Origin of the sequence: Streptomyces sp. NPDC019443, assembly GCF_044389785.1 — a bacterium.
GTDB lineage: Bacteria > Actinomycetota > Actinomycetes > Streptomycetales > Streptomycetaceae > Streptomyces.
The window spans coordinates 88,143-114,165 of the sequence record NZ_JBIRYJ010000016.1 but is presented as its reverse complement, the minus strand read 5'-3'; the positions used below and the strand labels follow the sequence as shown (position 1 = coordinate 114,165).

22 protein-coding genes and 2 pseudogenes are annotated in these 26,023 nt (G+C 67.4%); 15 read left to right on the top strand and 9 right to left on the bottom strand.

The genetic code is table 11. The features are described 5' to 3' along the window. Nucleotides 1–33: 33 nt before the first annotated feature. Nucleotides 34–606 carry a TetR/AcrR family transcriptional regulator gene (locus tag ACH492_RS33325; protein ID WP_398992121.1) on the bottom strand — a complete coding sequence of 191 codons (573 nt, stop codon included), beginning with the start codon at nucleotides 604–606 and terminating at the stop codon, nucleotides 34–36. A gap of 136 nt (nucleotides 607–742) precedes the next feature. Between ACH492_RS33325 and ACH492_RS33320 the strand changes: the two genes are divergently transcribed. The 7 genes and pseudogenes from ACH492_RS33320 to ACH492_RS33290 form a co-directional block, all read left to right on the top strand. After that, nucleotides 743–1,495, top strand: coding sequence for a creatininase family protein (locus ACH492_RS33320; protein WP_398992118.1), 753 nt, complete (start codon nucleotides 743–745; stop codon nucleotides 1,493–1,495). A 226-nt stretch (nucleotides 1,496–1,721) separates the two neighbouring features. After that, complete coding sequence (locus ACH492_RS33315) at nucleotides 1,722–3,026, top strand: MFS transporter (protein ID WP_398992116.1); 1,305 nt, start codon at nucleotides 1,722–1,724, stop codon at nucleotides 3,024–3,026. A 102-nt stretch (nucleotides 3,027–3,128) separates the two neighbouring features. Next, the gene (locus ACH492_RS33310) at nucleotides 3,129–3,608 is read left to right on the top strand and encodes a MarR family winged helix-turn-helix transcriptional regulator (protein WP_398992114.1); all 480 of its coding nucleotides are present in this window, start codon (nucleotides 3,129–3,131) and stop codon (nucleotides 3,606–3,608) included. A 502-nt stretch (nucleotides 3,609–4,110) separates the two neighbouring features. Beyond that, nucleotides 4,111–4,356, top strand: coding sequence for a zf-HC2 domain-containing protein (locus ACH492_RS33305; RefSeq protein WP_398992112.1), 246 nt, complete (start codon nucleotides 4,111–4,113; stop codon nucleotides 4,354–4,356). A gap of 186 nt (nucleotides 4,357–4,542) precedes the next feature. Next, the gene (locus ACH492_RS33300; RefSeq protein WP_398992110.1) at nucleotides 4,543–5,877 is read left to right on the top strand and encodes an FAD-dependent oxidoreductase; all 1,335 of its coding nucleotides are present in this window, start codon (nucleotides 4,543–4,545) and stop codon (nucleotides 5,875–5,877) included. A 242-nt stretch (nucleotides 5,878–6,119) separates the two neighbouring features. After that, entirely contained in the window at nucleotides 6,120–6,662 is a 543-nt protein-coding gene (locus ACH492_RS33295) for a sigma-70 family RNA polymerase sigma factor (RefSeq protein WP_398992108.1), read from the top strand. A 55-nt stretch (nucleotides 6,663–6,717) separates the two neighbouring features. Then, nucleotides 6,718–7,325: pseudogene (locus tag ACH492_RS33290) on the top strand (hypothetical protein); the annotation flags it as partial. Here ACH492_RS33290 and ACH492_RS33285 read toward each other — a convergent pair. Then, nucleotides 7,303–8,082 (bottom strand): DUF3152 domain-containing protein, encoded by a 780-nt coding sequence (locus tag ACH492_RS33285; protein ID WP_398992106.1) that lies wholly within the window; start codon nucleotides 8,080–8,082, stop codon nucleotides 7,303–7,305. The pseudogene ACH492_RS33290 and the gene ACH492_RS33285 sit on opposite strands and share 23 nt — an antisense overlap. Before the next feature lie 372 nt (nucleotides 8,083–8,454). On the opposite strand from ACH492_RS33285, the gene ACH492_RS33280 reads away from it, so the two are divergent. Next, complete coding sequence (locus ACH492_RS33280) at nucleotides 8,455–9,456, top strand: SCO0930 family lipoprotein (RefSeq protein ID WP_398992104.1); 1,002 nt, start codon at nucleotides 8,455–8,457, stop codon at nucleotides 9,454–9,456. A 193-nt stretch (nucleotides 9,457–9,649) separates the two neighbouring features. Here ACH492_RS33280 and ACH492_RS33275 read toward each other — a convergent pair whose 3' ends face one another. Further along, complete coding sequence (locus ACH492_RS33275; protein WP_398992102.1) at nucleotides 9,650–11,713, bottom strand: ATP-binding protein; 2,064 nt, start codon at nucleotides 11,711–11,713, stop codon at nucleotides 9,650–9,652. A gap of 445 nt (nucleotides 11,714–12,158) precedes the next feature. Between ACH492_RS33275 and ACH492_RS33270 the strand changes: the two genes are divergently transcribed. Further along, complete coding sequence (locus ACH492_RS33270) at nucleotides 12,159–13,334, top strand: catalase family protein (RefSeq protein WP_398992100.1); 1,176 nt, start codon at nucleotides 12,159–12,161, stop codon at nucleotides 13,332–13,334. An 823-nt stretch (nucleotides 13,335–14,157) separates the two neighbouring features. On the opposite strand, the pseudogene ACH492_RS33265 reads toward ACH492_RS33270, so the two are convergent. The 3 genes and pseudogenes from ACH492_RS33265 to ACH492_RS33255 form a co-directional block, all read right to left on the bottom strand. Next, nucleotides 14,158–14,430: pseudogene (locus tag ACH492_RS33265) on the bottom strand (FAD-binding protein); the annotation flags it as partial. 271 nt (nucleotides 14,431–14,701) lie between these two features. Continuing rightward, a complete protein-coding gene (locus tag ACH492_RS33260) occupies nucleotides 14,702–15,454 on the bottom strand; it encodes an alpha/beta fold hydrolase (RefSeq protein WP_398992098.1) in 753 nt (250 codons plus the stop codon). A 69-nt stretch (nucleotides 15,455–15,523) separates the two neighbouring features. After that, on the bottom strand, nucleotides 15,524–16,114 hold the full coding sequence (locus ACH492_RS33255; RefSeq protein ID WP_398992096.1) for a hypothetical protein: 591 nt from the start codon (nucleotides 16,112–16,114) through the stop codon (nucleotides 15,524–15,526). A 500-nt stretch (nucleotides 16,115–16,614) separates the two neighbouring features. On the opposite strand from ACH492_RS33255, the gene ACH492_RS33250 reads away from it, so the two are divergent. Then, nucleotides 16,615–16,836 carry a hypothetical protein gene (locus ACH492_RS33250; protein WP_398992094.1) on the top strand — a complete coding sequence of 74 codons (222 nt, stop codon included), beginning with the start codon at nucleotides 16,615–16,617 and terminating at the stop codon, nucleotides 16,834–16,836. Nucleotides 16,837–16,959: 123 nt separating this feature from the next. Next, nucleotides 16,960–17,154, top strand: a complete 195-nt coding sequence (locus ACH492_RS33245; protein WP_398992092.1) for a hypothetical protein — start codon at nucleotides 16,960–16,962, stop codon at nucleotides 17,152–17,154. 279 nt (nucleotides 17,155–17,433) lie between these two features. On the opposite strand, the gene ACH492_RS33240 is transcribed toward ACH492_RS33245, so the two are convergent. The 3 genes from ACH492_RS33240 to ACH492_RS33230 all read right to left on the bottom strand — a co-directional run bounded on the left by ACH492_RS33240 (nucleotide 17,434) and on the right by ACH492_RS33230 (nucleotide 20,827). Next, entirely contained in the window at nucleotides 17,434–18,438 is a 1,005-nt protein-coding gene (locus tag ACH492_RS33240; protein ID WP_398992090.1) for a YdcF family protein, read from the bottom strand. Between the two features lie 404 nt (nucleotides 18,439–18,842). Continuing rightward, nucleotides 18,843–20,141, bottom strand: a complete 1,299-nt coding sequence (locus tag ACH492_RS33235; RefSeq protein WP_398992088.1) for a glycosyltransferase — start codon at nucleotides 20,139–20,141, stop codon at nucleotides 18,843–18,845. Between the two features lie 362 nt (nucleotides 20,142–20,503). After that, a complete protein-coding gene (locus ACH492_RS33230) occupies nucleotides 20,504–20,827 on the bottom strand; it encodes a hypothetical protein (protein WP_398992087.1) in 324 nt (107 codons plus the stop codon). A gap of 1,021 nt (nucleotides 20,828–21,848) precedes the next feature. On the opposite strand from ACH492_RS33230, the gene ACH492_RS33225 reads away from it, so the two are divergent. The 4 genes from ACH492_RS33225 to ACH492_RS33210 all read left to right on the top strand — a co-directional run bounded on the left by ACH492_RS33225 (nucleotide 21,849) and on the right by ACH492_RS33210 (nucleotide 25,998). Continuing rightward, nucleotides 21,849–22,826 carry a helix-turn-helix domain-containing protein gene (locus ACH492_RS33225; RefSeq protein ID WP_398992085.1) on the top strand — a complete coding sequence of 326 codons (978 nt, stop codon included), beginning with the start codon at nucleotides 21,849–21,851 and terminating at the stop codon, nucleotides 22,824–22,826. A 423-nt stretch (nucleotides 22,827–23,249) separates the two neighbouring features. Beyond that, on the top strand, nucleotides 23,250–24,098 hold the full coding sequence (locus ACH492_RS33220; protein WP_398992083.1) for an alpha/beta fold hydrolase: 849 nt from the start codon (nucleotides 23,250–23,252) through the stop codon (nucleotides 24,096–24,098). Nucleotides 24,099–24,219: 121 nt separating this feature from the next. Then, the gene (locus ACH492_RS33215) at nucleotides 24,220–25,053 is read left to right on the top strand and encodes an alpha/beta fold hydrolase (protein WP_398992081.1); all 834 of its coding nucleotides are present in this window, start codon (nucleotides 24,220–24,222) and stop codon (nucleotides 25,051–25,053) included. A gap of 369 nt (nucleotides 25,054–25,422) precedes the next feature. Next, complete coding sequence (locus ACH492_RS33210; RefSeq protein ID WP_398992079.1) at nucleotides 25,423–25,998, top strand: Dps family protein; 576 nt, start codon at nucleotides 25,423–25,425, stop codon at nucleotides 25,996–25,998. The last annotated feature ends 25 nt before the right edge of the window (nucleotides 25,999–26,023 follow it).

Genomic DNA, 26,023 nt, shown 5'->3' with positions numbered 1-26,023 from the left:
GGATCGACGGCATCGGACCGGGATTGCGGCCGGTCAGCGGGACGGGCCGAATCCCTCCAGCGCTTCCCGTGCCAGCCGGCGTGCGTAGGCGTCAGTCAGGCCGCTGGGACGGAAGAGGATGCGGTACATCATCGGTGCCACGACCCGGTCGATGACCGTCTCCACGTCCGGAGTGGCTTCGCCGCGCTCCGCCGCCCGGGCGAGGATGGTCTCGATCTGGTCCCCTGCGTATTCCGAGCACTGGCATGCGTTGTCGCCGTCAGGGTCCCCGAGCAGAGCGTCGCGGATGTACGCCCGGCCCACAGCAGAGCCCATCTCTTCGAGGAACTGTGCGGCCCAGTTCTGCAGGTCCGCCGACAGGCTTCCGTGGTCCTCCGGCTCGGCGTCCGGGCGCAGGTGCTCGACTGCGACGTCCGACAGCAGCTCCTGCAGGTCGCCCCAGCGGCGGTAGATCGTTGACGGAGTGACGCCGGCACGGGCGGCGACCAGCGGAACGGTCAGCTCCGGGCGGCCCACTTCTTCCTGGAGTTCACGCACTGCGGCGTGGACCGCCGCCTGGACGCGGGCGCTGCGCCCGCCGGGGCGGACCATTGTCTTGCGACTCATGGGACCAGCTTAAAGCAAAGTTCTTGCGTCTTGAGGAGTGTCACCTTAGTCTCACTAAGGCGAAGTGTTGGCTTTAATGCACTGTCCGGTGGCCGCGACCGCCTCGGCCTTCCCGTTGACGAAAGGCGCCAGGCCCGTGACCGAGACCCGATGGAACCGATTGACCGCTCCGGAGCTCCGCGCTCTGGCCTCCCAGGGTGCCGTCGTCCTGCTGCCCATCGGATCCACCGAGCAGCATGGGGCGCACCTGCCCACCGGTGTCGATGACTTCCTGGCCGCGGAGGTGTGCCGCAGGGCGGCGAGCGCAGCCGCCGACCGCATTCCCGTCGTCGTGGCTCCGTCCATCTGGTGCGGCCTGGCCGAACACCACATGGCCTTCGGTGGCACCATGACCCTCTCGCTGTCAACCCTTCATGCGTTGCTGAGGGACGTGTGCCGGTCCATCTTGCGCGCCGGTTTCCGCCGGATCCTTCTCGTCAACGGCCACGGCGGCAACGTCACCGCCTTGCACGCCCTGGTGAACGAACTGACGGCCGAGCTGTCCGCGTCCATCGCCGTCACCAGTTACTTCACGACCGGACGTGAGGTGATCCGGGACACCCTGGAGACGCAGCAGCACCTCATGCACGCCTTCGAGGGGGAGACGTCCCTGGCCATGGCGGCGTTTGCGCATCTGGTCCGTGAGGAGATGCTGAGCCAGGCGGTGGGTCCGGCCATATCGCTGCAGGCCGACGACGCCCGCCCCGTCTACCGATCCATCCCTTTCGACGCCGTCACCGAGTCAGGCGTCGCCGGTGACGCTCGCACGGCCTCGCAGGCCAAGGGCGAGAGGATGCTGCAGGGGTGCGCCGAGGCGCTCGCGGAGCAGCTCGCCGGCATCTGGGTGTAGCAATCCTCGCGGTGCTGCGGCCTGTTCGGCGCCGACGGCCCGCGGCTGCGTCGACGTGTGATCCGCCCCCCACTCGGCCGTGGATTCCCGTGCTGCCCGGCCGACGGCGCCGGGCGTGGTCGCGCGCCCTCCGGCATCGAGTCGCTAAAGCGAATTAGTTGCCTTAGTGGTAAGTGGGGCGTAGGGTGCTTAAAGCAAACCAACTGCTTTAAGTGAGGAGAGTCCTATGAGCAGCGCGTCCACGGGCGCACTGGTGGAACGCACCGACATGGCGAAGCGCCTGCCGTTCGCGCTGGATTCATCGATCCTGATCACCCTGCTGGCAGCCTCCAGTGCGCCCACTCCCCTCTACCCCCTCTACCAGGACCGATGGGAACTGTCCGCGCTGGCCGTGACGGTGGTCTTCAGTGCGTACACCCTGGCGCTACTGGCAGCCCTGCTCACCACCGGAGCACTGTCAGAACATGTCGGGCGGCGTCCCGTCCTGGTGGGCGCGCTGGCCCTGGAAGCCGCCTCGATGGCAGCCTTCGCGGCTGCCGACGGCATGGATGCGCTCATCGCCGCCCGCATCCTTCAAGGACTCGCCACCGGCGCGGCCACCAGTGCGGCGGGCGCCGCGCTCGTGGATCTCGACGAGCCGGGGCATCCCGGCCGCTCCGCACTGACCAACAGCATCGCACCCGCGGCCGGCATGGCCGCTGGGGTTCTGACGGCCACGCTGCTCATACGCTACGCGCCCGGCCCCACCGTCACGGTGTACCTCTCGTTGATGCTCGTGTTCACCGCGCAGGCCGTCGCTGTCCTTCTCTTTCCCGAGACGGCCCGCCCTCACCCCGGGGCGTGGCGCTCCCTGCGTCCGCGCGTCGCTGTGTCGCCTGCCGCCCGCCGGGCCCTCCTGCTCAGCGGCGGGGGCGTCGTCGCCGTATGGGCACTGGGCGGGTTCTACTCGTCCCTCGGCCCGGCCTTCGTCCGCTTCCTAGCCCCCGACGCCCCAAAGGCGGCGGGAGGCATGGCCTTCTTCACCCTGAGCCTGTCCGCGGCCCTCACGGTCTGGGCCACTCGCGGTCTGCGCCCCGTGAACGCCGCGCTCCTCGGCAGTGCCGCGATCCCCGTCGCCGTCGCACTGTCCCTGATCGGCATGGACTTGAAGAGCCTGCCTGCCGTATTCACCGCGGCCGTCCTGGCCGGTGTCGCCTTCGGCGCGGTGTCGCAGGGCTCGCTGCGCATGGTTCTCGCTCCGGTTCCGCGACCGGACCGGAGCGCAACCCTTGCCGCGTACTACGTACTCAGCTACGTGGCGATGAGCCTGCCGGCGGTAGGGGCAGGCGTCCTCACGGAGCTGTACGGGCTGCGGACAGCGGCCCACCTGTACGCCGCCCTCGTCGCCCTTGTCTCCACGGCCGCGTCGGCCATGCTCATCGGGTCGCTTCGGCGCGCGTCCGCACACACAACCGAGCCGCTTCCGGAGAGGGCCCCGGCCGCCTGCGCGAACGCGGCTGCCACGATCCGCATCCCCGCCGCCTGCGGGTGACGAACGATGGAGCCGGAGCAGGTGCTGAACCGATATGTGCCCCATGTCGTAGACACATTCAGGCCCGCGACTGCGGGGGAGCGGCAAAGTGAGGAACGCCCAATGGCACTGACCCGGCCGCCAGCGGCACATGAGGCCGAGAGTGCCCTGCTCCAGGACGAGCTCTGCTTCGCCCTGTATCTGGCGGCACGGGCATCAGGCACCCACTATCGTCCGCTCCTGGCTGAGCTTGGACTCACGTATCCGCAGTACTTGGTCATGCTGGTGCTCTGGGAGCGGGGTCCGGTCACCGTCAAGGACCTGGGCGAGGCGCTCAGTCTTGACTCCGGCACGCTGTCCCCCCTTCTCAATCGCCTGGAGGACGCGGGAATCGTTGACAGACGGCGCAGCCAGAGCGATGGACGCCAGGTGAAGGTGTCCAGCACCGAAGCAGGGAACGCCTTGCGTGATCGAGGGCGTGGCGTCGCGGAGTCGGCCCGGAAGGCCCTGGCACTCCACTACTCACCGGCGCAGTACGACGGCCTCGTCCTTTCGCTGCACGAACTGGCCAGGCGCCTGCGGGTGGAGCAATCATCGCGGTAGCTCCCAGCCGGCGCGTTCAACAGGGGCAAGCATCTTCGCGGTCGGATCGACCAGGTCGACCATCCGTTCCCGACGACCGACCTGAGTCCTCATGCCACGACGGTCGCCGGGCCGGTGGGCTACGCCCGGCCCGTCGTGCTTGCTGAGCCGTACGAATCAAGAAGTCAAACGGCCACCGGCCCGCGGACACGTCCCGGTGAACCCGAACTGCCGTTCCGTCGTGGAGAGCATCACGGGGACGCTGCCTGCGCGGATGTCCGACTACCGACCCGTCGACGTGAACACCTCTTGCAACAACTTCTCTGTGAAGGACGGTCCGCACACCCGCCGGGACGATTCCCGCATGCGTACGGAAGACGGGGCGGGGCGACCGCCCCATTCACGTACCGGGACGGTGCCGCACGCGCAGCCCGTAGAGTAGGAGGAACTCCGGCGTCACCCACAGCAGAAAGCCGCCATACCGGCCGTGCGACGGCTGGACCGATCTGTTTCGGAGGGTCCTGTGGAATGCGAGCACGCCCGTACCGCCCTCGCTGCGCAGGTGCTTGGCACCCTCGAGGAGCCGGAGCAGGAGAGTCTGGGGATGCACCTGGACCAGTGCCCGGCGTGCCATTCCGAGTGGGAAGAACTTCTCGGCTTGCTCCCGCTGCTCGACACGGTGATGCCGTACGAGCTGGATGGAGTGCCCACTCCCGACCCTGCGCGGGCCGTCGAGCTGGCGCGCCGCGCTGAGGCGGATCGGGAATGACGCCTACGGGCCGACCAACCGGTTCCCGACAGCCACAGGGCCAATGTCGCTCCCTGCCTCCTGGCCGAAACACACGCAGTCCGCACACGATCTCTGGCTGATCAGGACTCAACTGACTGGCGGCCACGCGCTGGCGAGCCACATTGAGCAGGAAACCGGTCTGGGAAGTGAACAGTGGCGGCCGACATGCTCATGCCCTCGGGTACGGCGGAGGGTTGTGTGATGCATGTTGTGGTGTGCGGTGCGGGTCCCGTGGGTGCAATGGTTGCCCTGCTGCTCGCGGCCGAGGGACATCAGGTAACGGTTCTCGCGCAGCGCCCCGGCCTTTCTTCGTCGGCAGATTCAGGCACCTGCGAGCAGACCCACACCGCGTCCGACCCGCTGCGCAAGACCGAGGAGCCACCGCTTCTCCTGCTTCCCGGAGCCATGCTCATGGCGGCCCGCGAACTGCCCGACCTGGCTCGGAAACTGGTTTCGGCGAGCGCCGCTGTCGAAGGTGGAACGGACCTTGTCGCGCCCCGCGCGGTTGTCTCCTCCGTTCTGAGAGAGGAGCTGTCGCAGACCGACGGCATAAGACTGGAACGCGGAATCGGTGTCGCCTCACTGCTCACCGGCACAGAACGTCTCCCCGGTAGGCCGCACATCCAAGGGGTCCTGACAGACACAGGTCAGGCCGTTCTCGCCGATCTGGTCGTCGATGCGGGCGGCCGTGGCTCGGAGATGGTCAAGTGGCTCAGCGAGGTAGGTGCCCCCAGACCGCTGGAAGATCGCCAGGACACCGGCTTCCGACTGTACACACGCCACTTTGCTGCGTCGGAGACCCGCACCGGGAGCGCAAGATGGTCTCTTCACCACTTCGACAGCATTTCCGTCGCCCTGCTGTCAGCAGGCCAGGGGCCCTGGTCGATGACGCTGTGCATCAGCGACGAAGACCTCGAACTGTTTCCTCTCGCCGGTCCGTCCGCGTGGAGCCGGGCAGCTGGACTCTACGAGCCGCTGCTGCCCCGCTGCAGCGGAAGCCCTCTGCACGGTGTGTGGGTCACATCACGTCTGGACAGCTGCTACCGGCGGTTCGTCATCGGTGGCCGGCCGGTGGCAACCGGAACAGTGAGTGTCGGCAATGCGTGGGCGGCAACCAACCCCCTGCTCGGTCTGGGGCCGTCGATGGGACTTCTGCATGCCGTCCTGGTGAGGGATGCCGTGCGGCAGGGCAATGCTGAGGACGTCGTCCTGCGGTTCGACCGTCTCACCGAGGGCCTTCTGACGCCGCTCCACCACCGGATCACCGACTGGGAGGAACGGCTCCAGACGCGGGACGGCGGTTCCCCGGGGAGCCTTCCCCTTGAGGCCCATGCCCCTGAGGCACTGGCCGGGCTGGGCATGGGACCGGCCGCCGGGCTTGCCCGTGACCTGCAGGCCCGTTTCTCCACTTTGGCGGACAGCGCCGGGTCCTCCACGCGGACAGGCCCGTCCCGCACCGAACTCGTGAAGGCGCTCGCACGCAGCACCATCGGCATATGAGTGAACGACCACCGGCGCTGATCCCCAGCACCGCAACGCCGGTCCGTGAGTTCCGTCCCAGCGGTCCGCTCACGAAGCGCGTTTCTCGGGCGAAGGCCCGGCGGGCGCGGCCCTGAACGGGGACTGGTGCGGAAAACCTGATGCCTCCTGCACACCGCGGGAACGGGGCATGCCACAGAACTGGACCACTGATGAGCAAAGGGTGTCAGAACATGAGGGGGACTTCGGAAGCCGGAGCATCGATGTCGGGTGCCAGTGCCACTTCCCTGCAGTCCGATGGATGCGAGGAGTTCGTACGTGCCGTCTACCACCACCACGCCGCCCCGCTGCTGCGCTACGCAGCCCGCCTGCTGCGCGGCGACTGGCACAAGGCAGAAGACCTGCTCCAGGAAGCCACGGCCCGTGCATGGAAACACTTCGCCTCCGACAGCACCGACGCCATCTCCATCCGTCCCTGGCTGTTCACCGTCGTACGCAACCTCGCCATCGACCACCACCGCGCCCGCGGCATCCGACCCCCGGAAACCCACTCCGTAGACGACCTCGACCTGCCGGTCGACGACGCCATAGACAACATCCTCACCACACAAATCGTCCTGGATGCCCTCGGCCAACTCGCCCCTCCCCACCGGGAGATACTCACCCTGACGTACTACCACGGCTACAGCGTCGCCCAAGCCGCCACATCCCTCGGCATCCCTCCCGGAACCGTCAAATCACGCAGCTACTACGCGCTGCGCGCACTGCGCGACATCCTCCACGCACGCGGTGTCGTCCAGCCCTGACACCCTGATCTCCCGGGCACTGCGGCATTCACCTTCACCGACCCCTCGGCAGCGGGTAGGGGAACCTGAATGCGGCCGCCGCCGTTCGCCCCTCGACATCCGGGGCGTGGTCCTCTCCACGCTCGGCCTTGTGTCACTGGTGTACGGGTTCACCCGCGCCGAGTTCGACGGCTGGGACGCGCCCGTCACCCTCTCCCTGCGGGTCGCCGCCGTCGCTCTGGTCCTGCCCGGCCAGGTGCTGGTCGGGCTCGGGATGGGAATGGCCTTCATGCCGGCGATGAGCCTGGCCACCTACGGGATCGAACCCCGGGATGCGGGCGTCGCGTCGGCCATGGCCAACACCGCGCAGCAGGTGGGAGGCGCGATCGGCACCGCGCTGCTCAACACTCTTGCTGCCGGAGCGACGACCCGCCCATCTTGCCTCGCACGGTGGGTCGGGCCCGGCCCGCAACGCATGGCATGGTCCACGGCTTCACAACAGCCTTCACATGGGCCGCCGTGATACTCGCCGTGTCCGCTCTCGTCGCCTACCTCCTCATCAGGACTCCTGGCGGCGGCTCCGGTACGCCGGAGGTTTCCGGGCAACAGCCTGACGAGCTGGACGGGACCCACAGTTTGCCGGCTGCCGCGAGCCCGCGGCTCAGTCGACCGGCGGCCCCTTGATGTACTTGCCCTGGCGGTCGTAGGGCCATGCGTTGGCTTTGCAGCCCTTGAGGCCTTTGATCTGCTGCATCATCGCGGGAGCGAGCTTTCCTGGGCCTGGGCAGCCCTCGTGGCCGTGTCCCAGACGGTGCCCGACCTCGTGATTGATGATCAGGGCACGGTATTCCTCGATGGGGCCGTCGAACTGCGGTGATCTGAGCTGCCATCGTCTGAGGTTGACGACCACCGTCGAGCCCACGGTGCAGTTGACCTTGCCCTGGGTCTCCAGACCGGCGGCGCCGCAGATGGCGTCGACGGTCGAGGGGGTGGCTATCTTGACCGTGAAGTCCACGGGTCCCGACGGGACCAGCTGGAAGGCATCCCCCTCGGCTGTCCATCCGCGCGGATCCCCGAGGATTGCGTTCACCTCGCGTGCGGTCTCCGGCAGTGACAAGTCCAGGGAGTCCTCGATCTGCACCCGGTACCGGCGGAGGGTGCCTTTTCCGACGGGCCCGAGGGTGTCACGCGCGGTAGCGAATTCCCCGGATCCGGTGGCCGGGATCGACGGGCCGGCCGGCGTGCTCGGCTCGTCCGGTTCAGGCTGCTCCTCCGACCATGCGGGCGTCTCCCGCGCTCCGGCAGTCGCAGCGCCCTTCTGCGGTTCCGGCAGGCAGCCGTAGGTCAGTACGGCGACGCCCGTCACGGAGGCGACCAGTACGGCTGTCCTCCTGTGACGGGGCCGGGCCGCGGGTCGGCGGCGCGACGTCGTACGGGACACGGGTCTCCTTCAGACGCGGATGGTGGCTCCAGGCCCTGACTTTCGATTACGCAGCGTTCCAACGTCGCGAATGCGTAAACGGTTCAACAGCCTTTCGAATGGCGGTCGTTCATGCCCGCAGCCCGACGGGCACGGGAGTGTGAGCACGTGCTGATTGAGTTGGCCGCAGAGAGTCTGGAGCACCACGGCCCGCCCTCAGCACACGCCGTTGGCCGAGCATCTCCGGGACTGCCGCTCGTGCCCAGGGCCTTCGACGGGTACTGGCGTGCCGAGAAGTCACGGTGCACGCCCATGTCCCCCCCGACGCCGCCGGGAAGTGACCGTCCCCGACATGCGGTGAACCTCCTCCCCTTGCCCCTCGTAGGGAGATCCGTGCAGCGCCGCCGGGCGCTGCGGAACAGCGAGGGAAGGCTGGTTGCCATGGTGAGCTGGCGCACCGGGGCGGTCGCGTTGACGGCTGCCGCGATCGTGTTCACGTCCGCGTGCAGCGGCTCCGAAGGCGGGCAAGCCGTCGGCAGGGCGCAGGAGACGGCCGCCGTGAACCCGCAGGACCTGGCCGGGAACGTCCCCGGTCCCGACACCCCGGCCGGGCAACTCGCGCTGGCCAACGAGCCCAAGCTGGGGCCCATCGTGACGGACGCAACAGGATTCACCCTGTACCGCTTCACGAACGACAGCGCACGGCCTTCCGCGTCCGCGTGCGTGGGCGGCTGTGCCAAGCTCTGGCCGCCCGTCCCCGCCGCGGGGGCGACCGTGCCGGCCGGGCTGGAGGCAGGCCTCCTCGGCTCGTTGAAGCGTCCCGATGGCATTGACCAGCTGACCGTGGCCGGCATTCCCGTCTACCGCTATGCCAAGGACACGAAGCCAGGGCAGGTCAACGGCCAAGGTGTGGGCGGGACTTGGTTCGCCACGCTCCCCGAGGAGGGCGTGCCCGGCCTCGATGGCGTACTGGACGCCATCCGCGGCGGGGGCGCCGGGAAGGGCAGCGGCGCGGACGAGAGCGCTGGCAGCGGTGATCTGCCGGGCATGTCCACCGTCAAGCACCCGGAACTGGGCGAGATCCTGGTCGACGGCAAGGCCCGTACCCTGTACCGCTTCACCCGGGACACAGACTGGCCGATGACATCCGCGTGCGCCGGCGATTGCCTGGAGAAGTGGAAGCCCGCCGCCCTGATCGCCAAGAACGATGTGCGAGGCATCGATCCGAAGCTGGTCATCCCCTTCCAGCGGCCCGACGGAACAAAGCAGCAGACCATCGACTGCTGGCCGCTGTACTGGTTCACCGGCGACAAACAGCCGGGCGACGTCAACGGCCAGGGCGCAGGGGGCACTTGGTTCGCGGTGGCCCCCGACGGCAAGCTCGTCAAGAAGTGACCCCCGGCTCGGTGACGCACGCCAACGGCCATCGCGTGCAGGTGCGGCTGGACCCCGAGACCCTGCGTCCCACGCCGCTGAGCGACGAGGCGGTGACCGCCGCGCGACAGCTCATGATGTAGCAGGCCTGACACACCGGTGCCGGGCCGCCGGTGCGGACCGCATCGTCCGCCCCCCGGAAGCCGGTGCGCTGTCAGGCCGGCTCCCCGCTCCCATCCTTGACCGGCAGCTCGGTGCCCCGGAGTTCGTGGTGCCACAGCAGGTCACTCATCCGCTCGATGGCGGACGTGAGATGCCGCCGGTAGGTGCTGAAGGGCAGTCCCAGACGTTCCGCAGCCGCCTCCTGGGTGGGCGCGCCTCTGAAGTAGGTGGCGATCACCGCACGGTGGCGCTTATCCCCGCTGCGCTCGTCGAGCAGGCCCTCGGCGCCGGCCGCCAGAATTTCGGACAGGTTGCGCCCGCTCTCGAGGACCAGACGGCTGCGGTTGAGCGGATTGCCGGCGAGCACCGCCGGTTTTCGCAGCGTGCGCAGTGCTTCCCGGACCGCTGCGTCGAACTCCGGCCGTGACAGCACGAGCAGCCCACCGCGAGCCGGCGCCGGTGCAGGGGTCATGGACGCGCCCGACAGCATCGCGGCGGTCTTCTCCTGCAGCCAGGGGTCGGCCGGCTGTGCGCGCCAGTCGTGGCCGAACAGCGCGTAGCGTTGGTCGCCGACCGCGGGCCGTTCGTCGGCGGGCAGCATGTTGATGTCCCGCAGGTGGGCGTCCCAGGACCCGTTGTCCCGCATCACGATGTACGACCAGGCGAGCCGGTCGGCCCGGATCATTTCCCCGGTCGCGCGCCACTGCATGTGCGTCATCGGAGCCGACGGGTGCTGGTACTCGTCGGGATACACCGAGAAGCGGGCCAGTGCCATGTGTTCGCCCGGTCTGATCGGCCCCATCGCCCGGGCGTGCCGCCAGGCCGCGGCGACCACCGGATCGGTCTCCAGGCCTTCTGGCTCCTCGATGCGCAGCCAGGCGAAGAACGCGACGACCTCACCCGTCTGTGTCGATCGGTACACGTAGAACGCCTCGGGCCGGCGGTCCAGCCAGAAGGCGGCGACCGCCGCGGATTCCTCGCCCTCGGCCTTGTGAGCCAGTTCCAGGACGCGCTCGCGATGGGCCAGACCGTACGGCTGTTCCTGGACCAGGCCCACCTTGCGCCAGTCGTTGAACTCCGACATGAGGCCGTCACCGCGGTAGAGGTAGATCAGCGCGCCGGTGGCCTGGAGCATCTGGGACTCGGGCGCGGAGCGGATCTGTGAGAGGAAGTACCGGCGCATCTGCTCGTGCATCGTGGCGAAGCCGTCCGGGTCCCGCCAGCGCAGGTCCGCCTCCAACGACTCCCTGACGGCGTCGTGAGGGAAGAGCCCCGCGGCCGAGGTCTCGATATACGGCTGGAGGCGCAGCCAGGAGAACAGCTCCGATGCCTCCTCTCCCATGAGCGCCCGCAGCAGGGACTCGGAGGTGACATAGGCATGGGCGCAGATCTCGAGCGCCCGGCGGTGCGAGGAGCTCGGAGTGTCCCCGATGAGCAGAGGCAGGAGGAAGGAGACGGCGTCCTGATCGGGCCGCCAACTGGGTGCGGACGCCTCGTCCTTGATCGCGAGCGCGGCTGCCAGTGCGAGCGCGAGCGGGTTGCCGCCGGTGAACGACAGCAGCGTCGTGCGGACGTGGGGCGGCACGCCCCGCCCGGTGAGGAACGCGGCGGCATCCGAGGGCGCCAGGTTGCGCAGAGAAGTGACCTGCAGCAGACCGTCCCACCCGGGGTCGGCTGCCCAGCGTGGGTCGGGAGCGTTCCGCCCCGCCACGACCACGATCGCGCCGACGGGCAGCTGCGGCAGGAAGCGTTCCCACAGCCAGCCCTCGAGTCCCTGGCACCTCTCGAAGGTGTCCACGAGCAGGACCACTCCCGGAGCGTTCACCTCCTGCCCGGCCGCCTCTGCGAAGCCCTCCGGTGTCGGAGCGGCCGTACGGCCGTCCACCTCGACGACCGTACGGCCCGCCAGGCGGGCCTCCCTGGCGAAACGGCGCAGCAGCATCGACTTGCCGATACCGCCCGGCCCGTGCAGGTAGTGGATGGGGCACGCTCGAGCGTCGCCCGTCAACGCGGCCTTGAACAGCGAGAGTTCTGCCTGGCGCCCGACGAAGGCGCGGTCCCGCCCGGCAGCCAGGCTGTCGTCGATGACGCCTTCGCCCCTGCTCATCGATTCCATGACCTCTCTTTCGCAGCGTGCACCCCCGCCCAGGTTACGGCGTGCCTCTCAATGCCGTGGACCTGTCAGGCGCGAGTGCGGTCCGGTGCGTGCCGGCGGCTACGCCCGCCCCGCTGCCGGGGGTGTGTCCCGAACAGCGTGAACCCGCTGCCGCCAATGGCCGTAGCAGAGACTGGAGTTGCGGAGCAGGGCTGGACAGTCGGCCGTACCGCGGCTCCCCGGGGAGGCCGGGAGCGGAGCACCTCAGCCCCGCCTCCTCGCAGCCCGGCGGTGTTGCACCGGTGCTCCGTGCCGGACGTCGCCGCCAGGCCACGGACCAGCCATCTGCAACCGCGTCCCAGCCGTCGCGTGACTACCCGGCCGCACCGACGCGCCGCGTGCCCGTCGCATCGCCGCGACGGGCACGCAGCGCATAGGCAGAGCCAGAGACCAGGAAGAGAGAGCCATGTCGTTCGTACCCTTCTCCGCCTATCAGCAGAGCCTGCCCCCCGACTACCAAAAGATCGAAAAGCGCCTGGTCGACGACATGGAGGCCTTCATGCGCGGCCGGGTGTGGGACAACGGCGGCCGTGCCCTGCGGGGGGCGCACGCAGAGTCGTTCGGCCTGGTGGCGGGCGAACTCGAGGTGCTCGACGGCCTGCCTAAGCAGTACGCCCAGGGGCTCTTCTCCCATCCGCGCACGTACGACGCCGTAGCCCGGTACTCGAACGGTGTCGCGCACATCCGGGCGGACCGGTATCTCGGCCCCATCCTGGGCATGGGGATCAAGCTATTCGGTGTTCCAGGACGGTCGCTGCTGGACGGAGAGGACAGCGGCACGCTCGACATTCCGATGGTCAATTCCCCGGTGTTCTTCTCGAACACCGCGCACGACTACCTGACCACTCAGAAGCTGCTGCAAGAGCTGCCGGACTCGCTGGCCACCACGGCGTCCCGCAACAAGGTCCTGCAGCAACTGCTCACCAGCGGCGGAAGAGCGGAACCGGAAGACTGGCGGTGGGACGACCTGCTCGCCTTCGTGTCCCTGCTGCGCATCGAGCGACAGCACCTCTTCCTGTACCGCTACTACAACATCGGCGCCATCCGATTCGGGCGCTACATCGCCAGGCTCCGCATCACTCCCACGACGGGCACGGCGTCCTCCGTGGTCCACCGCGGCGTCGACACCGATGCCGAGGACGAGCCGTTCCGCCGGACGCTCGTGGCCGAGACGGCCGAGCGCACCCACACCTTCACGCTCGAGGCCCAGCTGTGCACGAGCCTCTCGACGACGCCGGTGGACAACAGCTCCGTGGCATGGCCGGAGGAACTCGCACCCTTTCGCGCGGTCGCGCTGCTGCGCGTTCCGGCCCAGGACATCTCGGACGAGCGGAATATCGAGGCCGCTGACGCCACCGCGATCAATCCCTGGCGCACGAGGCCGGAGCACGCGCCGCTCGGCGAACTGAACCGCCTCCGCAGGGAGGTCTACCGACGCTCGGCCGAACTGCGGCGCCGTATCAACAAGCAGACACGGCACGAGCCCTCCTCACCCGCCGACGCGCTCTCCTGGGGGCGGCCCGCCCCGGGGCGAACGCATGGAGCGGCGCCCGGTGGCCGCGGAGCCGACCAGGAAACCTGATCGGCTTCCGCAGACATCGACTGCCGCGAGGACTGGGCTGTCACTGAGATACGGACAGGGGAGCGCTTGACGTGAGAGACATTGCGTCCAACTGCCCAATTGCCGTGACTACTACTCGCTCGGTTGGGGGCAAGAGGGCGGCCAGGACGAGGAACTCACCTACTGTCGCAGCGGGGTGTCGCATCCTCAGCTCAACGGGGTCTGCGGCTGCGACGCAGGGAGCAGGCCGGCCTCGCCGTCGAATGCGCCACCGAGCGGCTGGACGGGGTCCCGTGGCTCCGCGGGGCGGTGAAGGTCGGCGAGATGCCGGTCATAGCCGTCCGGCTGGACAGGCCGACCGAACTGGACGGCCCGCCGGGCTCAACATCGAGACGGTGGACACCCGCGCCGCGCTCACGGAGTGGGTGCACGCCTACAGACCGTCCTTCGGCGTTGCCCCGCACCTGCGGGACGACACGGTACGGATCGAGGCCGGCTGACCGGACGGCTCGACAGGGAGGCGGTGGGGACCGCCCTCATGCTGGAGGCACACGGAGCGGCGGGTGTCTACGTGGTCACGACCGCCGAGGCCAACCGGCACCAGGCATCGGTGCGGCACTGACCGCGGCAGCCCTGCGCGAAGGGCGGGAACGCGGACTGCGGGTCGGCACGCTCCAGGCGAGCGCGATGGGGGAACCGGTCTACCGGCAAATGGGATTCGAAACCGTCGCGGAGTATCAGCTGTTCCAGCTGCCCACGCCCTGACCCTTCCCGAGGTCCCTGCGGGAGGTTGGCGGGTCGGGACTCTCTGCCGCTGCCCTGAGCGCACCCCATGTGCTGGCCGAACGCCGTACGCCTTCAACTCCCGCCGCCCTGCGGCGAGAAACTGCGAGGGAGTCATACCGTCCCGCGTCAGGTATCCCTGCATGTGCGCGGCCGGGGCGTTGCGGCGTTCACCGGCGTCCACCACGAGGACGCTTCGCCGTGAGCGGCCGAGAACCAGTGCCGCGCTCAGGCCTGCCGCCCCACCACCGGCGACGTCGTAGGCGCCGTGCCCGGCGGGTGCGTCCGCCGCATCGAGGGCTCCGGTCACGTGGTTTCCACCGTTGCGGGTCATGGCGACCACCTTCTCGAGCACGGTCGCACCACGTACTTCCCACGGCAAACAAGTTTGTCAGTTTGGCAAACCGGCCCCTTCGACGGCTTGTCGGTTCTCCGCACCCGGACAGGCCCGCCAAGACGGTGGGATCTGCTGCGGATCGTCGGCAACGGCTGCCAGTGCGAACCGCGGGTGAGAGTCATCCCTCCGATGGGCCGCCAACGCAAGCCGAGTTCGTCGGCCTGAGCCGGCCCCCGGCCACGTCACTGTCCGGATCCACTCGCGCGGATCACGAGTCCAGATCTGCCCAGAACTTCTCCAGGGTGGCGGCCGCAGTACCGGGTTCCTCGAGCATCCACCAGTGGCCGAGACCCTCGAGACGCTCGAAACGCGCTCCGAGGGTGGAGGCCACCGCTGGTGAGTCGGCGTCGTCGAACGGGTCGAGCGTCGGGTGGATGACCAGGCCCGGAGCCGTTGTCGGTGACGTCAGCTCTGTCCCCCAGTGTGCGAACGGATTGGGGGTCGCCGAGCGGTACAGGGCGAGGATGGACGAGGCCATCGTCAGATCGAAGTCCTCGCCCATCGCCCGGGCGTCGTTCTCGGGAACCCCGGCCGCGATGAGCTGACCGGCGGCGCTGAGGGCATTGCCGGGGTCGGAGGCTTCCAGCGTGGAAAACGCCCAAGCCTCCCCCGAGCCCGGTGTCTGCCAGAGCTGGGCAATGTCGTGCCACGCGTAGTCGGGGTGGAGGATGCCGGCAACGTCCATGGCCCAACTGCGCAGAGCGACGGTGGATCTGGTGGCGACACGCGCCACCAGAAGGCTTCCCCAGTCGTGTCCCACGAGATCGATCGGGCCATCGAGCTTGTGTAGTTCCCCTTCCACCCACTGCACGTACTCGTCCATGGTCGACTCGAATCCATCAGGGCGGGAGGCGCCGAAACCTGGAAGCCGCAAGGCAACCGAGTCGGTGCTCAGACGCGCCCGCAATCGATCCCACAGGTGACTGGTCTCGGGTACCCCGTGGACGAAGACAGCCGTCATGAAATTCTTTTCCCTCCAGGAGGCAGCGGATGGCCGTGTGCAAGTGATGCATCAACGACAACGGCAACCTCACGGGATCGGTTCATCCTCCTTGCACGTGGTGAAAGGGCTCCGATTTGCCTGAGTAGCGACTGCGGGACTCGCGGGACCGAGCAGCGCGAGGCTGTCAGCCGCACTGGGCCTTCTGAAGGCCCGTTGTGTCGTCACAGGGCGCTGCACGCTTCCGGCAGAGGGCTCCATCCACTTGCGGCGCAGTGCAAGCAGCTCGTCCGGGGCGGACAGGCCGCGCAGGGCGATGCCGAGGTCCGCCAACCAGACGTCCGCACGCCACTGCGTGCGACCGATGTCGGCCATGTACTGGTCCAGGAAGTCGACGAGCGCGGTTTCGGGGTCTTCGAACAGGTCCGAGAGCAGTGCGCAGAGGTCTTCGACGCCTGTCTCGTCCCCTGCCGCGCGCGTGAGGTGATCGATGCCCTGACGCAGGCGTCGTACGGTGGATCCGTCACCGTAGGGTTCGACGACCATCACGTTCTTCGCCGGCCGAAGGTATCCGGCTGTGCCGATGATGTGCCAGAAGAGGAAATCGTCGCTGCCCGGAATCTCGTTGAGCAGCCTGCCGAGGGCGATCCTGTGCGCCGTCCGGTCGTTGCTGAAGGTCATGTGAGCCGCCTGAAGGTGTCGAAGTCGGTGGAGCCTGTGTCTTGTGCTGCAGCCGACGCCCACTGTCGGGTGGGGCGCCGGGAGGCAGGTGACGGCGCCGTCGAGGCGGAGAAGTCGGTGAGCCGCTCGCGTGCGGCGCGCCGGATCCCGCGGTGCCTGTCACTGCGGCCTGAGCCTTTCGCGGCGCCGGCTCTGGCACTCCTGGGACAAAACATGGGAACCGCTGCTGCGGAGAAGGCGGTCCGCAGCGGGCACTACGGGCTCGTGGTCTGGCCGGTTCACCGGCCACGGCAGACGCTGCGGCATGCGGATTCACGCCCGCTCTCGGTGGAGAAGTGCCTCAGTGGTTGTGGCCGCTCCGACCGATTCACTGCTGTGGTTCGTCGCTGGGCACAGCCCCGCCCGACTGTGGTCACGATGAACCGGATCGAATCCAAGCGCGTAGAAATCACAGCAGCGACCCACGCATCAGGCGCGGGTCGCACGACAGAGGGGCAACCATGAGAAGGCCATCGCCGGAGGCGTTGCTGGCATCAGTGTGCGTCGTAGCCACAGCGGCCTACGTGGTGCTCCGGAGACGGCACACCGATCGGCGCCACGTGCTGCCGACGGCAGAAGGTGGCCGGCTGAGCGAACTCTCCGACACCATCGCCGCGTACGTCTCCATGCTCGCGACGTGTTCCGTGCAATGGACCGACCCGGGTATGCCGATCGAGCGTTGAGGTATCGGCCCCTCTCTCAACCATCCCGACCGAACATGACGGCGAAGGATACACATGAACGGCGCACACACGAGTGATACCCACGGCACCATCAGCAGCCTTCGAAGTGGTGACACAGTACTGGTGACACGCACCCTGTCCGACGGCCAGGTCTTCCGCTTTCGCGGAACTCTGGATCTCTCGGGTCCCGCAGGCGGGTTCACTGTCACGGGCAAGGACCCCGACACCGGATTCCGAACCACCGGGTACTTCCTCAGAGAAGACACAACGGCAGGAGTCCTCCAGCAGGTCGAGCGGGTCGGCGCAGCCGCCGCGTAGCGCCTGATCGGGTCCGTGCCGTGCCACGCGAACAGCGGCGGTCCGAGGCATCGGTCCGCCGTCGCTGCCCCTGCGGCGCGGGCCCTTCAAAGATTTCGCGGCACCCGTGCACGCAGCGCGCTGCCGCCCAGCAGGAATTGAGCGCCTCAACATCGGCCGACTGAAGCCTTGCACAAGGGCGCCCGGCACGGAGGTGGTCGACGGGGCGGCGGCCTTCGCGTACTGGCAGGCACTGGAGACGGCCGGGCAACGGAGCCCGGCCGGGCGCGCGGAGCGTGGTCACCAAATGGTCACCCAGCACTGCTGGGCGAGCAGAACACATGCAGCGACGTTCAGTAGCTTTCGGGACATGACAATCGCGGTGAACTCGCGCAGGGTCGCGCTGGGCAGGAAATACCGGGCGGTGGGCGAACCGAGCACCTGACCCCGTACCCCGGTGTCGCGTGCGACGAGGGCGGAGCGAAAGGCATGGAAGTTGTTGGTGACGACGGCACAGCGGTAGTCGGGGGAGAACCGCTCCATGATCGCCTTGCTGTAGAGCAAGTTCTCCTCTGTTGTACGGGACTTGTCCTCTCGCAGGATGCGGTCCTCGGGAAAGCCTCGGTCGACCAGGTACTGCGCCATGGCGTGCGCTTCGGGCAGATCCTCGTCCGGCCCCTGCCCGCCGGAAGTGATCAGTATCGGGGAGCTGCCGTGCAGCGTGGCCTGACCTTCCCAGACGGCACGGCCGCGTTCGAGCCGGCTCGCCAGCAGCGGCGGGACACGCTTGCCGCCGATCAACCCGGAGCCGAGAACGATGACGTAGTCGAGGCGTTCCCGGACTTTGATGCGCCCGTAGAGGAACCCGTAGCCGATGAAGCACGCGAAAAGGAAAGCGAAGTAGCTCACCAGCAGGAAGGTGATCCCGGCTGCGATCGACAGCGGACGCAGACCTGTGGCGATCGCGCTGACCAACAGGGCGCCGACGGCAAGAATGCCCGCCCCTGCCAAGAGGGACAGAAGGTTGCCGAGGCGCCGGCCCTCCTTGCGCACCATTCGCACTCCGTTCCCGATCAGGTAGACGGCGAGCAGTACGACCGAGGCCACCAGGATCACAATGAGGGCCAACTTGATCAGTTCGGACACCGGGCCAGGGGCAGCTTTGACGGCCTCGCCTATCAGCCCGACTGCCATCAGGGCCACGGCGAGGCCGAGGAAGACGGCGTTGCTGAAGCGGCGGAGATCGTCGAGGACTCCGAGAGCGAAAAGCAGCGCGGAGGCCGCTGCAAGGACATAGATCAGCACGGCGTGAACATCCCTGTTTCGTTCGGCTGGGACCTTACGGTCGCGGGAAGGGCGCCGCCCTCATGAGGAGTTCGGCGAGCGGACGCAGAACCGCTGCCGGGGCCGACGGTTCCTGTTGCCGCTCTACGTACGAGTGGCCGTGCCGGTTCGGTGACGACCGCCGACACTGTGGGCGCTCTCAACGTTCTATGGGCCGGGCTGGTCCGTCGCGAAGCCCAACCGGCATAGCGAGAAGCCCCGTCCTTCAGGGCGGGGAGGAGTCACGAACCGTGGTCCGCTCCCACTTCCCGCTGCGCGGGTGGGGGCAACGCGTGCCGTGTCCCGTTCTGCGGTTGCGGCTGCGGGTGCCGGAGGGGGAGCGTGAAGACCGGACAACCGTCCAACTCCCTCCCCCCGGTCAGAGATCAGAGATGCTCGCTCGACGTGCTCCGGGCGAGACGTTCGATGAGCGCGGCGGCCCGCGGTCCGGCCTGCACCTCGCCGTACTGGGCGGCCAGGGCTCGGGCATTGTGTCGGTAGGACGGAGTGTCCAGTACCTTTCGCACCGCCGTATGCAGGGCAGCCACATCCGGCGTGGCCGTGCGAAGGTCGACACCGGCCCCGGCATGGGCGACCCTGGCCGCCACCTCCGGTTTGTCCTCGCTCCGGCCGGCCACTACGAGAGGCACGCCGTGACGCAGCGCCTCGTTCACTCCGCCGAAGCCGCCGTTGGTCACCATGAGACTGATGTGAGGCAGAAGCAGGTGGTAGGGAAGGTACGGAGCGACGTATGCGTTCGCCGGGAGTCCGGTGAACTCGCTCCTCGATGTGGCGTTGCCGAGGGTCGCCACGACGACCACGTCCTCCTGGCTGAGGGCCCTCAGGGTCGGCAGCAGGAGATCGTCGAGTTCGGTGTTGGAGACCGTGCCCTGGGTGACATGGACGATCGGCAGGCCAAGGCCGCGTACGGCCTCCCACCAGTGCGGCATGACGTGTGCGGTATCCACGTCATCGGCGAGAGCACCGATGAAATGCACATGGGCCGGCAGGTCGCTGCGGGGATACTCGAGGCCCGCAACCCCGCTCTGCAGGTGCAGATGGGGCGAGACTCCGGAACCCATGATGTCTTCGCGCGACGAAGGCAGCCCCGCCCGCCGGCGCAGCTCGTCGCGATGGGCGAGTACATCCCTCATGACGATGTTGTTGAAGACGTACCGCAGTAGCGCGTTGCGCGCGCGACCGGCCTTGCTGCTGCTCGGAGGCAGTCCCGAACCGAACGGCGCCGTGTCCCGGCTCGGGAGGGTGAGCGGAGTGGAACCGACGCTGACCCAGGGCGGACCGCCCAGTTCACTCAGCATCCGTGCCGCCCCGAAGCCGGGATCGCACAGCAGTACGTCCGCGGCCCGGCGCTCATGCAGCAGACGGAGCTCCTCCGCCTGCCCTGCGGTGGGGTTCATGAAGAGATGCTTCAGGTCCCATTTCACCCGCCTGAGCGCCGTGAGCTCCACCCGCTCCGGATACAGCTCGTCCAGCGGTCCGGCGAACATGTCCAGATGAGGGCTCATTGGTTCCAGCTGGGCCCCCGTGGTCTCCACCTCGTCGGCGTACCGTTCGGAGGTGTACCACCGCACGGTGTGTCCCCTGCTGACCAGTTCGCGAACGACGGGCTGAAGGGAGACGACATGTCCGGTCGCCGGGAGCGTACCTGTGAGAATCTCTGCCACAGTGCCCTCTACGGCGCTCCGTCGCAGTCGGTTCACGGTCCGGCTACTTGAGCACCCCTGGTTGTTCGTGCTCCTTCTCCGGATTCTCCGGGCCCTTGCGACGCCGGGCTCAAGCCCCACAGCATGAACCGGGCGTCGGTTCCCGCAGCCACCGCTGGCCGGGAGCCAGGTCCACAACAACCCGCGGCGAACCCTGTCACAGGCGGCTTACGAGGACGGTCGCAGAACGGTTCACACAGAGGGCACGTACCTGCGGGTGCGGTGGTCGGGGTGAGCGATCGCGTCTGCCTCCCCTGCGTGGCTCGATCCTCGCTGTCTGCCGGTCGGCGGCGCACAGCCGGTTCACGCACTGGACCACCTGCTCACTTCGCCAGGTGGGCGACAAGTGCCCTGCGTGCCCGGGCCCTTTGTGCGGCGGAGACCACTGTGTGCAGCATGCTGAGCACAGAAGGCAGGTGCCGAGCACGGTCACCGTCATCGATCCGCACCCACGCCGCCATGGCGTTGACTGCCGCATGCCGTGTCCGGGATGAGTGTGTGCCGTAGTGCGCGTGCAGCCGACGGGCCAGCAGCGCCCAGTGGACCGTGGCGGATACGAAGTCCCCACTCACGTACGACAAGTGGGCCTGCAACTCGGCAATCTCCAGGCCGCGACCCACAAGATGTTCCTCGCTCAGCTCCGACATCTCGCCCAGCAGCGCATGACACATCCTCGTGGCCCCAGGGATGTCATGGGCTGAGCATGCTCTTCGGGCCTCTTCCAGCCGGCGGTCCATGTCGCCTGTCCAGTCGGCTGGGCTCGGTGATGCACCTCTTGCGCGCTGGGATGAGTCTGCGTTGTTCGGAGCAGCAAGGTCTCCCACGCCTCCGTGGCTGAGTCCCGACATGTGCTGAAACTCCTCGTCCTGATACGTCGGTGGGGGTGGTCCGGTGGGAGCGCCCATTGGGCCGACAGCCCGGTCGCGACGGCTGGGAAGGGACACTGCGCATCTCGGGAGGCCCGTCACTTCGTTGCTTCGCTGACACAATGAATGCTCGTGCCTCGGTCTCCCGGCGAGTGACTGGCGTCGACTCCGCTGGGTCAGCCATCGAAGTCCCCCCGGCGGGCGTTGCCACCCGGTATGCCTCTCCACGCGAGGAGGGCCCTGCCGGTTCACGCACAGCACAGCGGTCCGCTCGGACATGCGCTCGGTGGATTGCCACTCCCTTCTTGTGGGCGCCCGCAACATGGCGTGAACCGAAACGCGCTTCCCTCCGTAGCAAGCGGTGACACCCGTGCTATGCGCACATCCTGGGTGTTCGAACAGGATGCACACCAGCGCACTCGCCGTGCGGAGCCGACTCCGCACTGCCTTACCCCCGCCGAACTGAAGAACTGCAGAACGAGTCAACCGGTGAACGTGAAAAGCTTCAATACTCTGCGGAAATCGAACAGTGTGACCCGCGCGACCTCTGGTCCCGGTTACGCCGTGCTCCACCTGATGCTGTCTGCAGTCTCGGTGGATCTCGATTTCATGCTTGGACAACCTTCTGATCGCGGCCAATGCGCTGGTCATCGCGGCCGGCATTGCCGCCAATCTGGCCTTCAAACGCATAGGGGCTGAAACGTCGTAGCCGCCATAGCGGTGACGACGGTAGCCATTTCACGCAGGCGTCCGGTCAACCCATCTTGCGCTACTACACCGTCGCTGGAATGAAGGAGATGGAATGAGTCTCGTTCTCTCAACGGATTCCGTGCCTGCTGCCGACAGATTTGCTTACCGGCACGATGTCATATCAAAGACATGCTTCCCGCTACGGATGAACGCAACCTGGGAATCCTTCTGCGGCACCATCGTCACCGATAGAATCGGCTTCCTGTTGGTGTCGTCGGTCGCAGCAGAAGCGGAGCACGTCGACCCCGCACGATGCCTGTCGGCCCAGTCCGAACGTGAAGACTTCATCACCGTGGGCTTGCAGAGAGAGGGCTCCGCCGTGGTCACGCAAGACAACCGCAGCGCGGCCCTCGGTCCGGGCGACTTCGTTCTGTACGATGCGATCCGCCCCTATCAACTTGCCTTTCCCGAACGCTTCCGGATGACATTCTTCCAGATACCTCGACGGGCCTTCGGTGTCAGGAACGGAGAGATCAATTCCATCACCGGAACCGCCATTCGCGGCGACGACGGGGTGGCTTCCGTCGTCAGTCGAGTTCTCGAGGAGCTGTCGAGGAATGCAAGGGACTATGACCCGGAAATAGCAGAGATGCTGGCCCGTAACACTGTTGACCTGCTCGCCACAGTCATCGCCGAACAGCTCGGCCGGGATGCCATGAGAACCGACGCGGCGAAACATGCGCTCATGCTGCGTGTTCGTGGTTTTATTCGCAGAAACCTTGCCCACGCGGACCTCTGCCCCAAAATGATCGCGGCCGCTCATCACATATCCGTGCGCTATCTCTATCGGCTGTTCGAGAAGGAGTCGAAGACCATCGGCCGTCTCATACTCGAATGGCGACTGGAGGAATGTCGACGAGACCTGGCACGTCCTGCTCACGGGAGACCCTCGGTGACGGTCATCGCACATCGATGGGGCTTCCAGAACCCGGCGCACTTCAGTCGCTCCTTCCGCGCAGCCTACGGAATGTCCCCCCGTGAATGGCAAGCTTTCAACGACTCGTCTGTGCCTGACTCCAGCGTTCCCTGAAATCCCTGCCGTGGATGCTCCCTTGTACTGCCCAACCCCGCCGAAAATGGACGATGCACAGGACCGACGGCTGCCTCGAGGCGGGGCCTGCTGGACGATGAAGGGCGGTTCGCTCTCGGTCAAGTGTGGGTGCACTGTAGGGAAAGAAGTGCCTTCAAACCAGCATTAGGGTCTGCTGCATGAGAGGCACTTGAGACGCCACATCGTCTGCGGCCCAGGCGATAGTGCACCTGCCTCAGAAACCTCTCTCCGTATACATCGTGCTGTCACGCGCCAGCGCTACGGCTGTTGCTTCAAGTGGAGGCTGCCGTGACGAGTATGCAATTGCGAATCCAACGCCGTCCCGTATAGCAATGTCGGCCGACTTTCAAGGCCACTTCGGGCGGCGATGACTTCCCGGCCCTCAAGCGAAGGATCACTCGAATGAATCGCAAGTCTTTGGCCCGTCCGGATTTCAAGCGCTTCGGCTTGGGGGTTGCTGCCGCTGTGGGTGTGGCGGGAGTTGTGGGTGTTCTGGCGTTGTCGGGTACTGCTGATGCGACGACTCCGTCGACGCCGAAGCCGACGATTGTGCTGGAGCATGGTGCGTTTGCGGATGCTTCGAGCTGGGACGGTGTGGTCGAGCGGCTGCAGAGGTCGGGGTATCGGGTGGTGGCTGCGGCGAACCCGCTGCGGGGGCCGGGCAGTGATGCCGCCTATCTGCGCAGTGTGGTGGACCGTATCGAGGGGCCGGTGGTTTTGGTGGGCCACTCCTACGGCGGCACGGTGATCAGCGACGCGGCAGTGGGTGAGGAGGACAAGGTCAAGGCGCTCGTCTACATCGCGGCGTTCCTGCCCGATGCGGGTGAGACCTCGCTGGGGCTGTCGAACAAGTTCCCCGGCAGCACGCTGGGCAATGCCATCGAGGCGGTGCCCTACAGCCTGCCGGGCGGTGCGAGCGGCAACGACGTCTACATCAAGACCGACAAGTTCCGCCAGCAGTTCGCCGCCGACGTCTCCCGCGGCCAGGCCGCCCTGATGGCCGCGGGCCAGCGTCCGATCGCCGCCGCGGCCCTGGAGGAGAAGTCCACCAAGGCTGCCTGGAAGACCATCCCGTCCTGGTCGCTGATCGCCACCGAGGACTTCAACATCCCCCCGGCTGCCCAGCGCTTCATGTCCGAACGTGCCCACGCGCACACCGTCGAGGTCAAGGCCTCCCACGCCGTCTCCGTCTCACGCCCCGACGCCGTCGCCCGCATCATCCAGCAGGCAGCCACCGCAACCACCCGCTGACCCGGCACGCCGGCCAGAGGCGGCACACCCCCTCCCACCGGCCCCACAGGACCACACAACCGCAGCACCACAACCACGCACCGCCGCCCTTTCACGCAACCGCTCTCAGGAGGAGAAACCCATGCCTTTCATCACCGTCGGCCAGGAGAACACCACCGACATCGACCTCTACTACGAGGATCACGGAACCGGACAGCCCGTTGTCCTGATCCACGGCTACCCCCTGGACGGACACTCCTGGGAGAAGCAGCTGCCAGCCCTCCTCGACGCCGGATACCGCGTCATCACCTACGACCGCCGCGGCTTCGGCCAGTCCAGCCAGCCCACCACCGGCTACGACTACGACACCTTCGCCGCCGACCTCAACACCGTCATGGAAACCCTCGACCTCACCGACACCATCCTGGTCGGATTCTCCATGGGCACCGGCGAAGTCGGCCGCTACCTGGGCACCTACGGCTCCGCACGCGTCGCCAAGGCCGCCTTCCTCGCCGGACTCGAGCCCTACCTCCTCAAGACCGACGACAACCCCACCGGCGTCGACCGCACCGTCTTCGAAGGCATCCTCGCCGCCGTCACCCAGGACCGCTACGCCTACTTCACCGACTTCTACCAGGCCTTCTACAACCTCGACGAAAACCTCGGCACCCGCATCAGCGAAGACGTCGTCCGCGCCAACTGGGCCACCGCCGCCGGCGCATCCGCCCACGCCTCACGCGCCGCCGTCCCCACCTGGACCACCGACTTCCGCAACGACATCCCCAAGATCGACGTCCCCGCCCTCATCCTCCACGGCACCGCGGACCGCATCCTCCCCATCGAAGCCACCGCCCAGCCCTTCCACAGCGCCCTCCCACACGCCGACTACATCGTCATCGAAGACGCCCCCCACGGCCTCCTGTGGACCCACGCCGAAGAAGTCAACAACGCCCTCCTCACCTTCCTCACCAAGTAGCCCACCCACACCCCAGCACCACGCCTTCGGACTCCGTGTCTCCCAACAGGACGGAGTCCGAAGGTGTCGCAGGATCTGGAATCCCTACGGCTGGCGTTCGCTCACCGTCCACAGCCGACAGGCGACGGTGGCGGGACCCGGCCTCAGCCGATGTTCGTGCCGACCGTAGGGCTGAGGGCCGAGGGAGCCGGTTCTCAGCGCACGAGCCTCTGCCCGCAGGCGCGGCCACCACGAGGCCATCGCCGACGAACGCTGGTCTGTGCACTGGTGAGCATGAGCGCATGCGCTACTGCGCAACTTGTCCCGGCCCACGGCGCCTAACGTCCGTCTGCGTAGACAACGCACGGCATATGACATGAAGGACGGCTCATGACCAGCAGTTCGCAGTCTCCGAGCAGCCGGCCGCAGCTGCATCAGAAGGGCGAAGTCATCCAGGAGTTCGGCAGCGTCAAGCAATTCCCGCTCGGCCTCTCTCTCGAAGCCCGGCTGTACTCCAGCCAGCGGCTGAACCAGGTTCTGGCCGACACTCAGATCCTCTACGGCCTGTACAAGAAGCACCATTGGCTGATGCGCGGTGCGACCTTCTACCAACTGCATCTAGTCCTGGACAAGCACGCTAAGGCACAGCTCGACATCGTCGACGTGGTCGCCGAGCGGGTACAGACACTCGGCGGCGTGGCCGTCGGAGACCCCAGGCACGTCGCCGAGATCACATCGATCCCCCGGCCCCCGGACGGTGTCGAGGAGGTTCCGGTCATGCTCTCCCGACTGCTGGAGGCCCACGAGACGATCCTCGCAGACGCCCACAACGCGGCAGCCCGCGCGGCCGAACTCGGGGACGACGGCACCAACGACTTGCTGGTCTCCCAGGTGATCAGGACCGGTGAACTGCAGGCGTGGTTCCTTGCAGAGCACTTGGTCGACACACCACTCGTCCACAGGTGACCTTCGCCCTCATTCGGCGCTGGGA